This window comes from Mycolicibacterium pulveris (assembly GCF_010725725.1).
Taxonomy (GTDB): domain Bacteria; phylum Actinomycetota; class Actinomycetes; order Mycobacteriales; family Mycobacteriaceae; genus Mycobacterium; species Mycobacterium pulveris.
This window is the reverse complement of the sequence record NZ_AP022599.1, coordinates 513,609-527,807: the sequence shown is the minus strand read 5'-3', so window position 1 is coordinate 527,807 and position 14,199 is coordinate 513,609. Positions and strand designations below refer to the sequence as shown.

General features: G+C 66.7%; 11 protein-coding genes. 3 read left to right on the top strand and 8 right to left on the bottom strand.

The genetic code is table 11. The annotated features are described in order from the left end of the window. The first annotated feature begins 149 nt into the window (after window positions 1-149). Entirely contained in the window at window positions 150-926 is a 777-nt protein-coding gene (locus tag G6N28_RS02800) for an SDR family NAD(P)-dependent oxidoreductase (RefSeq protein WP_163896938.1), read from the top strand. Here the strand turns inward: G6N28_RS02800 and G6N28_RS02795 are convergent, their stop codons facing one another. Then, window positions 927-2,156, bottom strand: coding sequence for an amidohydrolase family protein (locus G6N28_RS02795; protein ID WP_163896937.1), 1,230 nt, complete (start codon window positions 2,154-2,156; stop codon window positions 927-929). It lies immediately after the preceding gene. Window positions 2,157-2,158: 2 nt separating this feature from the next. Continuing rightward, on the bottom strand, window positions 2,159-3,304 hold the full coding sequence (locus tag G6N28_RS02790; RefSeq protein ID WP_163896936.1) for a thiolase family protein: 1,146 nt from the start codon (window positions 3,302-3,304) through the stop codon (window positions 2,159-2,161). 66 nt (window positions 3,305-3,370) lie between these two features. Between G6N28_RS02790 and G6N28_RS02785 the strand changes: the two genes are divergently transcribed. Then, on the top strand, window positions 3,371-5,554 hold the full coding sequence (locus G6N28_RS02785) for a molybdopterin-containing oxidoreductase family protein (RefSeq protein ID WP_163896935.1): 2,184 nt from the start codon (window positions 3,371-3,373) through the stop codon (window positions 5,552-5,554). A gap of 307 nt (window positions 5,555-5,861) precedes the next feature. Here G6N28_RS02785 and G6N28_RS02780 read toward each other — a convergent pair whose 3' ends face one another. Next, the gene (locus G6N28_RS02780; RefSeq protein ID WP_163905768.1) at window positions 5,862-7,076 is read right to left on the bottom strand and encodes a CaiB/BaiF CoA transferase family protein; all 1,215 of its coding nucleotides are present in this window, start codon (window positions 7,074-7,076) and stop codon (window positions 5,862-5,864) included. 183 nt (window positions 7,077-7,259) lie between these two features. On the opposite strand from G6N28_RS02780, the gene G6N28_RS02775 reads away from it, so the two are divergent. Then, a complete protein-coding gene (locus tag G6N28_RS02775) occupies window positions 7,260-8,738 on the top strand; it encodes an aldehyde dehydrogenase family protein (protein WP_235674712.1) in 1,479 nt (492 codons plus the stop codon). Here the strand turns inward: G6N28_RS02775 and G6N28_RS02770 are convergent. From G6N28_RS02770 to G6N28_RS02750, 5 genes are all read right to left on the bottom strand, one after another. After that, complete coding sequence (locus tag G6N28_RS02770) at window positions 8,722-9,363, bottom strand: TetR/AcrR family transcriptional regulator (RefSeq protein ID WP_163896933.1); 642 nt, start codon at window positions 9,361-9,363, stop codon at window positions 8,722-8,724. The two genes, G6N28_RS02775 and G6N28_RS02770, sit on opposite strands and share 17 nt — an antisense overlap. A 3-nt stretch (window positions 9,364-9,366) precedes the next feature. Further along, window positions 9,367-10,575 carry a cytochrome P450 gene (locus tag G6N28_RS02765; RefSeq protein ID WP_163896932.1) on the bottom strand — a complete coding sequence of 403 codons (1,209 nt, stop codon included), beginning with the start codon at window positions 10,573-10,575 and terminating at the stop codon, window positions 9,367-9,369. A gap of 257 nt (window positions 10,576-10,832) precedes the next feature. Then, window positions 10,833-12,515: a medium-chain acyl-CoA ligase Mig gene (locus tag G6N28_RS02760; protein ID WP_163896931.1), complete on the bottom strand. Its 1,683-nt coding sequence runs from the start codon at window positions 12,513-12,515 to the stop codon at window positions 10,833-10,835. A gap of 8 nt (window positions 12,516-12,523) precedes the next feature. Continuing rightward, window positions 12,524-13,138, bottom strand: coding sequence for a PaaI family thioesterase (locus G6N28_RS02755; RefSeq protein WP_235674444.1), 615 nt, complete (start codon window positions 13,136-13,138; stop codon window positions 12,524-12,526). 22 nt (window positions 13,139-13,160) lie between these two features. Further along, window positions 13,161-14,177, bottom strand: coding sequence for an aromatic ring-hydroxylating oxygenase subunit alpha (locus G6N28_RS02750; protein ID WP_163896930.1), 1,017 nt, complete (start codon window positions 14,175-14,177; stop codon window positions 13,161-13,163). Between the last annotated feature and the right edge of the window lie 22 nt (window positions 14,178-14,199).

The following is a 14,199-nucleotide window of genomic DNA, read 5'->3' as shown; positions in this document are numbered from 1 at the left end:
ACTCGAGGAGCTGCTGCGAGGTGCGCTACCGGACGGCCGCGACCGCATGAGCCGGGCGATCCTCTGTGTGTTGTCGGCACCGCTGGGAGTGGTGGTGCCGCAAGTGTTCGGCGCATTCCAGTGGCCGTACGGAGAGGAGAACGTCGGCAATGGATGACCCCCGCAAGTTGTTCGATCTCACCGGCCGGGTCGCGATCGTCACCGGATCCACCCGCGGGCTCGGCCGCGCCATCGCCGAAGGGTTCGCCCGCGCGGGAGCGACGGTGGTGATCTCCAGTCGTGATCAGGACGCTTGCGACGCGGTGGCGCGCGAGATCAGCGAGACGACCGGGGGAGTGGCGACGGGGCTGGCGTGCCATGTCGGGGACTGGGACGCGGTGCCGAGCTTCGTCGACGACGTCGTCTCCGCCCACGACCGGATCGACATCCTGGTGAACAACGCCGGCATCAACCCCGAACCCCAGAGCGTCGGAACGGTGCCACTGGACCTGTGGCGCAAGATCTTCAACGTCAACCTCGAGGGCGCGCTGCGGATGTGCCAGTGCGTCGCACCGGTGATGCGCGACAACGGCGGTGGCAGCATCGTCAACATCGGGACCATGGAATCCTATGCGAGCACGCCGATCTCGGTGGCCTACGGCGCATCCAAAGCCGCACTGCGGCATCTGACGGTATCCATGGCCAACGAGTGGGCGCCCTGGAAGGTCCGCGTCAATGTCCTCAGCCCAGGACCGTTCGCCACCGAGATGATCACCGGCTTCGAAAAGACGTATCCGGGCACCCTGAAGATACTCGCGGACATGACGCCGCAGAAGCGGGTCGCCGACGTCGACGAAATCGTCGGTCCAGTCCTGTATCTCGCCAGTGCCGCATCGTCGTTCGTGACCGGCGACGACCTCACCGTCAGCGGTGGGATGCGGAAGTGATCACGCGTGTGACAGTGCCGGGGGCTTGACGGCGTCCGGATCCGGGTTAGCGATGGGCAGACCCATGAAGCGGCGCGCGTTGTCGCCCATGAAGTCGTAGGTGCGTCGCACGTCCATTCCCTCGGCGTACTTCCAGAACCCCTTCGGTTCGGCCAGGCCCTCGGGATGCGGGTAATCCGAGCCGAACAGCACGCGGTCCCAGCCGACGGTCTCCACGATCTCGGAGACGCAGCCCTCCCAGAACGGGCTGACCCAGATGTTGCGGCGGAACACGTCGTGCGGATGCTCGGGGAAGTTCTGCGGCATCTTCTTGTAGAGATCGCCGAAGTCCTTGAACAGCGGCTCGATCCACGAACTGCCGTTCTCGACGCTGGCGATCCGCAGCTTGGGGAACCGGGTCAGCGTGCCGTGGCAGATCAGGCTGGTGATCATGTCCGCGATCTCACGGTGGCCGAGCACCATCCACCGAAACGCGCTCTGCACCATGAAATTCTGGGTGTGGGGCGGCTCCCAGCGTCCGACGTAGTCGTCGAGCGGCGGATAGCTCGCGTGCAGCACGATGGGCAGCCCGGCTGCTTCGACGTCGCGCCAGAACGGATCGAACTCGGGCAGCGCCGGTGAGCGCCAGCCGTGCAGGCCGCGAACCGGTCCGGGCTTGATGAGGGCGACCTTGGCGCCGTTGTCGAGGATGTACTCCAGTTCGCGTCGCGCGCCGTCGACCTCCGAGAGGTTGATGATCGGCGTGGAGAAGATCCGGTTCTCGTAGTTGAAGGTCCAGTGCTCGCACATCCACCGGTTCAGGGCGTGGATGACGGCGAGGCTGAGCTGGGGGTCGTCGGCGGTGGCGTGCTCGATGAGGCTGGCCAGCGTCGGGTAGTTCAACGCCTCGACCACGCCCTGCCGGTCGAGTTCCTTGACCCGGTCCGCGGGGTTGCGGGTAGCGGCGGGCGCTTCGATCGCCGAACCCTGCATCTCGCGCAGCGTCAGGCCTTCGGTGTTCTCGCCGGCGAAGAACTTCTCGTGGGCGCCGGGCGCGGCGACGCGCTCGAACGTCGGGTTCGGGATGAAATCGTTGACGCGATTGTTGATGACAATCCGCGTCTGCCTGCCGATCTGGGCGAATTGCACTGCGCGCGAGTACTTCTCGGGCAGGTACCTGGTCAGCGCATCGGCCGTCTCGTACATGTGCTGGTCGGCGTCGAAGATCGGCGCCTCGGTGAACTGGGTCATGGTCACCTCGTCAAGATCGTCGCGGCGGCGGTTCCGGGTGCGCCGTACAGCTGGGCGAAGCCGACCTTCGGCTCGCCAGGCACCTGCCGATCACCGGCTTCGCCGCGCAGCTGACGCACCAGCTCGTGGATCTGGCGCAACCCCGACGCGCCGATCGGCTCACCGTTGGCGATCAGACCGCCGTCGGTGTTGATCGGCAGCGACCCGGTGATCTCCGTGGCCCCGTCGGCAAGCAGCTGCTCCTGATCCCCATCGGCGCAGAAGCCGCACTCGGCCATGTGGATGATCTCGGCGCCGGCGTCGGTGTCCTGCAACTGGATGACGTCGACGTCCTGCGGTGCCACACCGGCCTTTTCGAACGCGGCTCGCGCGGCGTACACGGTGGGCGCGACATCCTCCTCGACGGGTGCGAAGGTCGTGTTCACCTCGTAGGCACCGTATTTGCGGGTGCGGACCTCGACCGCGCGCAGATAGACCGGTTTGGTGGTGTAGCGCTCGGCGATGTCGGCACGGCACATCACCACCGCGGCCGCCCCCTCGTCGGGGGCGCAGAACATGTACTGCGTGAGCGGATAGTTCAGCATCGTGGAGTTGAGGATCTGGTCCTCGGGGATGGGCTTGCGCCGGAACGCGTTGGGGTTCAGGGCGCCGTTGCGGAAGTTCTTGGCCGCCACCTTGGCCAGCGTCTGCTGGGAGATCCCGTGCTCGTGCAGGTAGCGGTTGGCCTTCATCCCGAAGAACTGCGTGGTGAGGTACTGACCGTTCTCGGCGTACCAGCGCGGCATGCCGACCAGGGCGGGGTCCTCGGTGAACGCGCCGCGCGGATGTTTGTCCAACCCGATCGCGATGCCGATGTCGTAATCGCCCAGCCGGATCCCGTCGGCGCACGCCTTCGCCGCGCTGGCCGCCGTCGCGCAGGCGTTGAACACGTTGGTGAAGGGGATACCGGACAACCCGACCATGCCGACGATGGCATCGGGGTTGGCCACGGTCCAGCTGCCGCCGGTGGCGAACTGGATGTCCTTCCACTCCACGCCGGCGTCGGCGACCGCGGCGAAGATCGCGTCGACACCCATCTCCATCGCGGACTTACCCTCGAAACGGCCGAAGGGATGCAGTCCGACCCCGATGATCGCCACGTCGTGCATGCCTGATCCTCTCTGGTCAACGCCGATCCGACGTGTAACTGTAACTCTTACAGTATCGTAATCGGCGTGGCACCCGTCATCGAGAACAAGCCAACCTTCTGCCGGATCTGCGAGCCGCTGTGCGGCATGGTGGCCAGCGTCGAAGACGGGCGGCTCGTCGCGCTTCGCCCCGACAAGGAACACCCGCTGTCGTCGGGCTTCGCCTGCCAGAAGGGCATCGCGTTCGCCGAGGTCGTCAACGATCCCGATCGGGTGAGGCGGCCGCTGCGCCGCGGGCCGACCGGCTTCGAAGAGGTGACGTGGGACGAGGCGATGGACGACATCGGGGGCCGGCTCTCGGCGATCCTGCGCCGCCACGGCTCGGGCGCGGTCGGCTGGTACATGGGCAATCCCGGGGCGTTCAGCTACGCGCACACCTTCGCCGCACTGCTGTTCACGAAGGGGCTAGGCAGGCACAGCCACTACTTCACCGCGTCGTCACAGGACACCAACAGCAGGCTCATCGCGAGTCAGTTGCTGTACGGAGTGCCGACCTCGGTGCCGATCCCGGACCTCACGCGCACCGACCTCTTGGTGATGATGGGCACCAATCCGGTTGTGTCGCATGGGAGCTTCCTCACCGCGCCCCGGATCAAGGACCGCATGCACGACATCGTCAAGCGCGGTGGGCGCGTGGTGATCATCGACCCGCGGCGCAGCGAGACCGCGACGGCATTCGAATGGCTGGGCATCGTGCCGGACACCGACTCGCTGCTGCTGCTCTCGCTGCTGCATGTGATGTTCGCCGACGGCATGGTCGACGTCGCCGCGGTGAAACGGCAGGCCGACGGGGTGGATTGGCTGCGGTCGCTGTGCCGGCCGTTCACCCCGGAGTCGACGGCCGCTTCGACCGGGATCGACGCCGACAGCGTGCGCGCGTTGGCGCGCGACCTGGTGACCACACCGCGGGCGGCGGTCTACGGCAGGCTCGGTACCTGCGTCGGCACCCACGGCACGTTGACCACCTACCTGATCGACGCGGTGAACCTGGTGGCCGGCAATCTCGACGTGCCGGGCGGTTCGGTGTTCAGCTCGATGCACACGCTCGGCGCGAGATGGCAGAACGTCGCGATGGGTGCCGTCATGCGCCGGTCCTATCGGCGTAAGCGCTCGCGCATCAGCGGCACCCCGAGTGCGATCGGTTCCGAACCCGCCGCGCTGATGGCCAAGGAGATCACCACACCGGGCGAGCGCAAGATCCGCGCGATGTTCGTCTCGGCGGGCAATCCGGTGCTGTCGGTGCCCAACGGGGAGGAACTCGAGGCGGCGTTCGGCGAGCTGGAGCTGTCGGTCGCGCTCGACTTCTACGTCACCGAGACCAGCACGCAGTGCGACTACATCCTGCCCGTAACGACGATGTACGAACGCGACGACTTCCCCTACACCTTCCAGAGTTTTCAGGCGACGCCGTTTCGGCAGGCGACGAAGGCCGTGCTCACTCCGGTGGGCGAGGCGCGCGAGGAGTGGGCCATCGTCGAGGACCTGGCCCGACGGTTGGCCCGGCGGGTGCCTGCCTTCGCGGCGTATGCGGGGGTACGACAGGTGCTGCGGATGTTCGGTGTTGACGCCTCGCCACGGCTCATGATGGACGCCCTGGTGCGGATGTCGGAGGGCGGTGACAGGTTCGGGCTGCGCCGCGGCGGACTGAACCTGCGGCGGCTGGCCGAGGAGCTTCCGCACGGTGTCGTGGTCGCACCGCACGTGCGCACGGGCGTTTTGCGCCAGGCGGTGGGGTACCTGTCGCGCCGGGTTCGGTTGGCGCATCCGGGAATTGCCGACGAGGTCGACAAGCTGTCGCGGCGTACCGTGCCCGACGGCTACCCACTGCGGATGGTCGGGCTGCGCGAGCCGCGCTCGGAGAACTCGTGGATGCACAACTCGCCGCTGCTGATGCGGGGCGATCGACGCCAGCACGCGCTGATGCACGTCGACGACGCGGCCGAACGCGACATCGTCGACGGCGACGAAGTGCGGATCACGTCGCCGTTCGGCACCATCACCGTGCCTGTGCTGACGACGAAGGATCTGCTGCCCGGCGTCGTAGCGGTGCCACACGGCTGGGGACACAAGGGAACCGGCAGTTGGCGGCTCGCCAACCGGGCCGGCGGGGCGAACGTCAACCAGCTGACGTCCAGCGACCCCGCCGATGTGGAGGCGCTGTCGGGCATGGCGTGGTTGACCGGGGTGCCCATCCGCGTGGAGCGCCCTTAGCGCATCTCTGTTTGCGCGAGCGTGCGTGTCTGAGGGCGACACGCCGAGGAAATCCGCGAGTTCACGCACGCTCGCGGCGACTCCAGAGGGCTGTGAGCGGGCCCGGCGGCCACGAGGAAGCGCTACTCATCGATTTCTGCGGCAGGGCTGTGATCGATTGAAGATCACGACCATCCTGCAGAAATCGAGGCTCGCAGCAATCCGCCATGCTGAGACGTGACAATTGCAAACGCTCGCGGCGATCGAGCGTGCGCATTGTGTGCCTGGCCCGGGCAGACTCAAACACGCACGCTCGCGCAAATACGGGTTAGGCGATGGCGCCCTTGTCCTTCAGCTCCTCGATGCGGTCCCAGTCCATGCCGATATCCATCAGCACCAGCTCGGTGTGCTCGCTGGCCTGCGGGGCGCGCGTCGTCTCCAGCGGCTCGTGGTTGAACTGCACGGGCCCGCGGACGACCTTGAACGGCTTGCCGCCGTCGGCCGCCTCGACCTCGACGACCATGTCGTTGGCGAGCGCCTGATCGTCGGTGGCCAGATCGACAAAGCTCTGGAACGGCGCCCATTGGCCCTTCATCGTCTTCAGCCGTTGACGCCAGTACTCGAACGGCTTGCTGCGGATTTTCTCCCGGATCAATTCCGTTGCGGCCTCGGCGTTCTCGATCAGCGGCATCACGTCGCTGAAGCGGGGGTCGTCGGCGAGTTCGGGCAGTTCGAGGTGTTCGAACGCGTCACGGATGTATCCGGTCGGGCTGACGATGCACAGGTTGATCGTGCCGCCGTCGGAGGTCAGATAGTTGGCCATGAACGGGTTCACGCTCGGGCCGGTCGCATCCGGCATCAGCGAGCGCATGGTCTCGCCGGTCTCCATGCCCTGCGTCACGCTCGCTCCGCCCGCCCACCACGCGGTGCTCAGCAGCGAGACGTCGATCTCGACCGCCTCGCCGGTGCGCAACCGGTGGAACAACGCCGCCGAGATCCCGCCGGCGATGTTCATGCCGCCGATGGAGTCGCCGAAGGCCGGGATGCCCTGCGACAGCGCGCCGCCGAGTTCCTCGGGAGTCAGGGCGTGCCCGACCCCGCTGCGAGTCCAGAACGCGGTGCCGTCGAACCCGCCGACGTCGCGTTCGGGCCCCTTGTCCCCGTAGGCACTGCCGCGCGCGTAGATGATGTCCGGGTTCGCCGCGCGAATGTGCTCGACGTCGAACTTGTGCTTCTGCCGTTGCGCGGGAAGGTAGTTGGTGAGGAAGACGTCGGAGGTCTTGGCGATCTCGTAGAGCACCTCCTGACCCTCGGGCGTCGACACGTCGATGCCGACGCTGCGCTTACCGCGGTTGGGGTGTTCGATCAGCGGATGACGATTGGGGTCGAGCTGGAATCCGCCCATGTTGATGAACCCGCGTTGGGTGTCACCGCGCACCGGGTGCTCGACCTTGATGACGTCGGCGCCCCAGTCGGCGAGGATCGCCCCCGCCGCGGGGACGAACGTGAACTGTGCGACCTCGAGGACGCGCACGCCCTCCATGACCTTGACCAAATCGGCTCCCTCGTAACTGGCGCTCCGGCTGTTGAACAAACCTACTGTAAGCATTACAGTTAGTGGTCCCGCAAAAAGCAATTGTACTGAGGTGCCGTGAGCGACGTCGACGAACGGATCGAGACCAGCATCGACGTCGGCGAGCGCGCGGCGCGACGTGCCGAATCCCGGATGCTCATCGACGGACAACTCGTGTCGTCGGCGTCCGGAGCGCAGTTCGACAACCTGAGCCCGGCCACCGGCCGGGTGTTGGGCAGCACGGCCGCCGCCGGCGCCGAAGACATGGACCGCGCGATCGCCGCCGCCCGGCGCGCCTTCGACGAGACGGACTGGGCCACCAACCGGCGGCTGCGTGCGCGGTGCCTCGACCAGCTGCAGTTGGTGATCGAAGCCGAACTGGAGGAGCTGCGTGAGGAGCTGATCGCCGAGGTCGGTTGCCCGGTGATCACAACGCAGTCCGCTCAACTTGACTGGCCGTTGGCGGACGCCCTGCGTTATCCCGCCCGGTTGATGCTCGACTTTGAATGGGAGCGCACCCTCGAGGGCGGTGGGCTGTTCGGTGAGCGCAATGTGCGCACTGTGATCAAGGAGCCGGTCGGCGTCGTCGCCGCGATCACGCCGTCCAACTTCCCGATCGAGGTGATCCTCAACAAGCTCGGGCCCGCGCTGGCGACCGGAAACACCGTCGTGATCAAGCCAGATCCGAACACACCGTGGAACGCGACCCGGCTCGGCCGGCTCATCGCCGAGCACACGGATATCCCGCCCGGCGTCGTCAACGTGGTGCCCACCCCGTCCAACGACGTCGCCGGACTGCTCGGCACCGATCGTCGCGTCGACATGATCTCGTTCACCGGCTCCACCGGGGTCGGCAAGCTGCTCATGCGCCAGGGCGCCGACACGATGAAGCGGATGTTCTTGGAACTGGGCGGCAAATCCGTGTCGATCGTGCTCGATGACGCCCCACCCGCGGCGATCGTCGGATCGGCGGTCGGGGTGTGCGTGCACGCCGGGCAGGCGTGTGCGGCCACGACGCGCATGCTGGTGCACCGGTCGCGCTACGACGACGCCGTCGCCAGCATCACCGCCGCCTATCAGGCTGTGCCGGTTGGGGACCCGGTCAGCCCCGACACACTGGTGGGTCCGGTGATCAGCGCCGCGCAGAAGAAACGGGTGCTCGACGCGATCGAGCAGGCCCGCTCCGACGGCGCCGAAATCACCACGGGCGGTGGGCCCGTGGCGAACCTTCCCGAGCATCTGGCGGGCGGACACTACGTGGCGCCCACGGTGGTTGTCGGCGTCGGCAACGACGCGGCGATCGCGCAGCAGGAGGTGTTCGGCCCGGTGCTGGTGGTGCTGCCGTTCGACGACGACGAGGAGGCGGTGCGGATCGCCAACGACAGCGCCTACGGGCTGGCCGGTGCGGTTTCGTCGCGCTCCCTGGAGCGCGGGATGGCGATCGCCCGTCGCATCCGGACCGGTTCGTTCGGGGTCAACGGCGGCATGTTCTACGGGGCGGATGCGCCGTTCGGCGGCTTCAAGAACAGCGGGATCGGCAGACAGTGCGGCGTGGAAGGTTTCGAGCAGTACCTCGAGTCGAAGACGGTGGCTCACCGCGCGCCGAGGAACAGCGCTACGCCGCCTCGATGATCGATTCGGCGTGGTCGAGGATGCTGTCGAGGATGTAGCCGAAGTCGATGTCGTCGGCGAACCCGATGTAGCGGCCGCCGTCGGTGCGTTGGGCGGGGAAGCCCTCGGTGCGCTCCTGGAGTCGTTCCAGGACCACCGAACCCCGGATGTGCACCGAGATCGCGCCATAGGTCTCTGCGGCCTGCTCGGGGTCGAGTCCCGCTTCGACCAGCGCGCCGATCGGGTGTGCGAGTTTCTGCAGCGCCCCGTGCATGGCGCGGTCCCCGTACTGCCCCCGAATCAACACCAGATCGCACAGGATCGGATTCGCGCGGAACCGCCGCCGCATCGTCAATGCGTGGTCGCGCAACGACTCTCGCCAGTTCGACGCGGCGATGGTCGGCACGGTGAACTCGAATTCCTCCAGCGCCCTGTCCGCCATCGCGTCGAGCAGATCGTCCTTGCGCCGGAAATACCAGTAGATGCTCGTCACACCCACGCCCAGGTGTTTTGCCAACTGCGGCATGCTCAAGTTGTCGATCGACACCTCGGCAGCGAGTTCGAAAGCGCCGTTGATGATTTCGTCAGCGCTGATCGATCCGCGATCCCGTCGCTTTCTGGCGGGCGCTGATGCGGTGTTGGCCACGAATCAGCCCGCGGCGTCGAACGTCACCGGGAGTGCCGTGGGTGAGCGGAAGGGCTGGCCTGCGATATAGGGGTTGTCGTCGGTGACCAGTTCGATGTTGGTCAGTCGATCCAGCAGGCATTCCAGCGCGACCCGGGTCTCCATTCGCGCCAGATGCAGCCCCATGCAGGTGTGCTCGCCCGCCGCGAACGAGATGTGCGGCACGCGTTCGCGGAAGATGTCGAATTCTTCGGAGCGTTCCCAACGGTTCTCGTCACGGTTCGCCGAGCCGATGCACACGTCGATGACCGCACCCTGCGGGATCTCGACTCCCTCGAGTTCGGTCGCCTCGGTGGCGTAGCGCTGCACGGTGGTCAGCGGTGTCTCGAACCGCAGTCCTTCTTCGATGGCGGCGCCGATGAGCTCACGGTTCTGCTGTACCGCGGTGAACTGCTCGGGGTGGGTGAACAGCAGGTACAGCAGGTTTCCCGACGACCGGTAGGTGGTTTCCAGGCCGGCGGGCAGCAGCAGCCGGAGGAACGAGAAGATCGCTTCGTCGGTGAGCTTTTCGCCGTCGATCTCTGCGGTGACCAGATCGCCGATGATGTCTTCGGTCGGCTTGGACCGACGCTTGTCGATCTGGGTGAGGAAGTAGTCCTTGAGCGCGGCGGAGGCCTCGAAGGCGCGCTTGTAGTTGACGTGGTAGCTGATGAGCTCGACGGCTCGTTTGCGGAACCAGGGCAGGTCATCCTCGGGCAGCCCCAACAACTTGGTGATGACCCGGGTGGGGAACTCGAACGTGAAATCGCGCACCAGGTCGGCGTGCCCGTTGTCGATGAATTCGTCGATCAGCCCGGTGACGACGGGCCGAACGATCTCGGGCTCCCAGCGTGCCAACGACTTGGATTTGAACGCCGAGGACACCAGATTGCGGTGGTCCCAGTGCTTCTTGCCCTCCATCGCCAGGATCGTCGGGCCGATGAACAGGCCGATGGTGTTGTCGTAGATGTGTGAATTGAACGCCTTGCCGTCGCGGAACACCCGGTTGACCGCGGCAAAAGACACTGCGGCGTAGAGGTTTTCCGGCATGGCCTCCGGCGCCTTGGACCAGTCCATGACGCTGCCCTTGAACACGCCACTGGTGTCCCGCCGCTTCTGCGCGAACATCGGATAGGGGTCGCGGAGCAGGTCGAAGGTCTCGTCGACCGTGACATCCTGTACGGGGCTATCCACGGCTGGTCTCCCTCGTTTCGATTCGGGACAGGTCACCTGCCACAGGTACTGTAAAGCTTACAGTATAGGGCTACGTAAGGATAGTTGCAGGTCCTCAGAGCTGGGCGTCGCTGCGCGCGACGACAGCGCTGGGTCTGCGGATGGCGCGTAACCGAACCCGGCGCCGGCTCAATCGCTCGACACCCGCGAAATAGCATTCCAGGCTGTCATCCGGGCGAAATCACAACCCGGAATGCTATTTCGGCCTGAGCGACGGGTCAGGCCTCGCTGGTCGCCTGCTCGCGGGCCCATCGGTAGTCGGCCTTGCCGGCAGGGCTGCGCTCGATCGTCGGCCGGAACACCACTGCCTTCGGCAGCTTGTAGCGCGCGATCGATCCGGCGGCGTGCTCGATGAGCTCGTCGGCGTCGGCGCTGGCGCCCTCGACGAGCGCGACCACGGCGACGACCTCCTGGCCCCACCGCTCGCTGGGCCGGCCCGACACCACGACGTCGGCCACCGCGGGGTGTGACAGCAGCGCCGTCTCGACCTCCTCGGCGAAGATCTTCTCGCCGCCGGAGTTGATGGTCACCGAGTCGCGGCCGAGCAGTTCGATCCCGCCGTCGGCGAGATGACGTGCGCGGTCGCCGGGGATCGAGTAACGCACGCCGTCGATCACCGGAAACGTCTTGGCGGTCTTTTCGGCGTCACCCTTGTAACCCAATGGCACATAACCACGTTGGGCAAGCCAGCCGATGCCGTCATGACCCGGGTCGAGGATCTTGCTGAGGTCTTCTGCCGCGACGAAGGTGTCCGGACCCGCGTTGAACTTGCCGGTCGACACCGCGCCCGGGGCCGACATGTGGTTCATCTGAATGCCGGTCTCCGAGGACCCGACGCCGTCCATCACGATCAGGCCGGGTTTGACATCGATGAGGCGCTGCTTGCCGGTGGGGGTGAGCAGTGCGCCGCCGTTGGCCACCACGGCCATCGAGGACAGGTCGGCCGAGCTGCGTTCGATGGCGTCGGCGAGGGGCCGGGCCATGGCGTCGCCGACCACCTGCACCGCGAGCACCTTCTCCTTCTCGATGATGCGCACGACCTCGTCGGGGTCGAAATGTGCCGGTGTCGTGGGGAACACCACGGCCTGGCCGGTGGACAGCGCGGTCATCACCGCCCACTGCGCGGCCCCGTGCATCAAGGGCGGCAGCGTGAAGATCTTGCCGCCAGGGCTTTCCGCGACGCGCTGCGCGATCTGGTCATAGGACGTGGTGAGCTCGCCGGTGGCCATGTTGCGACCACCGAACGACGTCATGAAGATGTCGTGCTGGCGCCACAGCACGCCCTTCGGCATGCCCGTGGTGCCGCCGGTGTAGAGCACGTAAAGGTCGTCGGGCGACGGCTCGACCGGTGGCGGCTCGGCGGAGCCCGACGCCACGATCGACTCGTAGTCGACGGCGCCGTGCACGAGGTCGTTGCCGGAGTCGTCGGCGATCTGGATGAGTACCCGTAGGTGGGGAAGTTCCGGCAGCACCTCAGCGACCCGGGGTGCGAACGCCGCGTGGTAGATCAGGGCCGTCGCCCCGGAATCGGCCAGCAGGTAGTGCAGCTCGTTCTTGACGTAGCGGTAGTTGACGTTGAACGGCGCGACCCGGGCGCGCCAGGAGCCGAGCATCCCCTCGACGTACTCGGGGCCGTTGTAGGCGTAGATGCCCAACAGGTCCTGGCCGACCTGGTGGCCCTGCAGCTGCGAGCGTTCGGTGTGGCAGCCCAGCCCGCGGGTGTGCAGGTAGGCCGCGAGACGGTTGGCGCGTTCGACCACCTGCGCATAGGTGTAGCGCCGGTCGCCCTGAATGATGTACTCCCGGTCGCCGATCGACGCCGCGACGGTGTCGGCGACGGCGGGGACGGTGAACTGCGGTGCGGAGCCGGCTTCCGCGGACTCAACGAGCGAATCGGACATCATGCCTCTCAGGGCTGGTGGGGCAGCAACTTGATCATCAGACCATTGGCCTCGGATAGTACGTTGCCGTCGATGTCGGTCATCGTCGCCCTGACGAACAGCTTTCGCCCGTCGACCGAGTCGATCCACGCCCGCGCCGTCAACGGCACGTCGATGGGTGTGACCCTGCGGTAGTCGACGTGCAGGTAGGCGGTGCGGCTGTCGGGCCGACCGGCGGCGGAGACGACCAAGCCGAAGTGAAAGTCGTAGAACAACGGTATCACCCCGCCGTGCACGGCATTGTTGCCGCCGACGTGGTAGCGGGTGAAGTGGCCCTGCATCGTCACCGCGTCGGGGCTCGAATCGGCGACCGTCCACGGCGGCGCCATCGGATGGCCGTGCCCGGGCAGGTTCCGCGCCCGGCCGACGGGGGAGACGCCGGCGGGCGCGACGTCGTTCTCCAGCCTGGTACAGACGTCCTCGAGCAGTGCGGCCGTGTCGTCCCAGACCGAGGCCTCAGGGTCGGTCGACACGACGATGTCCTGCAGCCGCCGCATCGCCGTGATGAACCGGGCCAGTTCGGGCCCCGCGACCGTCGGCTGGACCCTGGCGAACTCCCGGATGTGATCCTCGATGTCGGTCACGCGCTCTGCTTCCGTCGTGCGGTCACACGGACGCCGGCGCGTCCCCGGTGGCGGGCACCTCGTAGAACTGCGTCGCCCACTTCCGCATCGCCATATACGGTTTGGCGTCGATCTTCGACAGCGCGGGTTTTTCGATGTACTCCTGGTAGCGCCAGATCTCGAGGTCGTCCCACACGGTTCCGAGGAACTGGCGCTCGACCTGTTCGCTGACCTTGTCGGGTGGCACGTCGCTGGCGTCCCCGGGCAGCCGGGGCCACCAGATCGAATAGAACATGTCCGAGTAGCCGTCTTCGACGGGCGTGCACGCGAAGATCAGCCGGTGGTTCGAGGAGCCCTCGAACGCGCTGATCGCAAAGCCCAGGCCGGAGAAGTGGCTGTGGATGTAGAGCGCCATCTTGTCGGGGTCCTCGCTGCGGGCGTCGGGCCAGCCGGTGAGGAAGCGCCACTCTTCGTCGACGGCCTCCCAGTGCAGGCACACCGGGGTGACCGTCGCACGGTGCACATAGCGGAAATGGGCGCTGTCCGGGCCGTTCTCGGCCACGATCTGCGGATGCACCGGCTCACGCTCGGCGCGCCGGGAGAACTCGGGGTAGGGGCGGTAGTACGCGTCCGGATCGGTCGGAAACTGCGGGAACTTGTGAAACAGGTCGGGCACCTCCCACTGTGGTTCCTTGCCGTGGGGTTGGTGCCAGGCGAACACGCAGCCGTACTGCTCGACGACCGGATAGACGCGCAGCCGCAACGCCTTGTTGGGTCGGTCAGGTTGATAGGGGATGTAGCGGTTGGTGCCGTCGGGCCCCCAGCGCCAGCCGTGGAAGGGGCATTCGACGCAGTCGTCGACGACCTTGCCGCCATGGCCCAGGTGGGCTCCGAGGTGGCGACAATGGGCCGAGAGCACATGCAGCTCACCGGATTCGTCGCGGTAGGCGACCAGGTCGTCGCCGAAGTACCGCAGCGGGCGCACCTCACCCGTCGGGAACTCGGCCGACCAGCCGATCATGAACCAGCCAGTGACCTTCCAGGTGAACGGAACCTTCACGCGAGCGCCTCCTGTCCCAGGA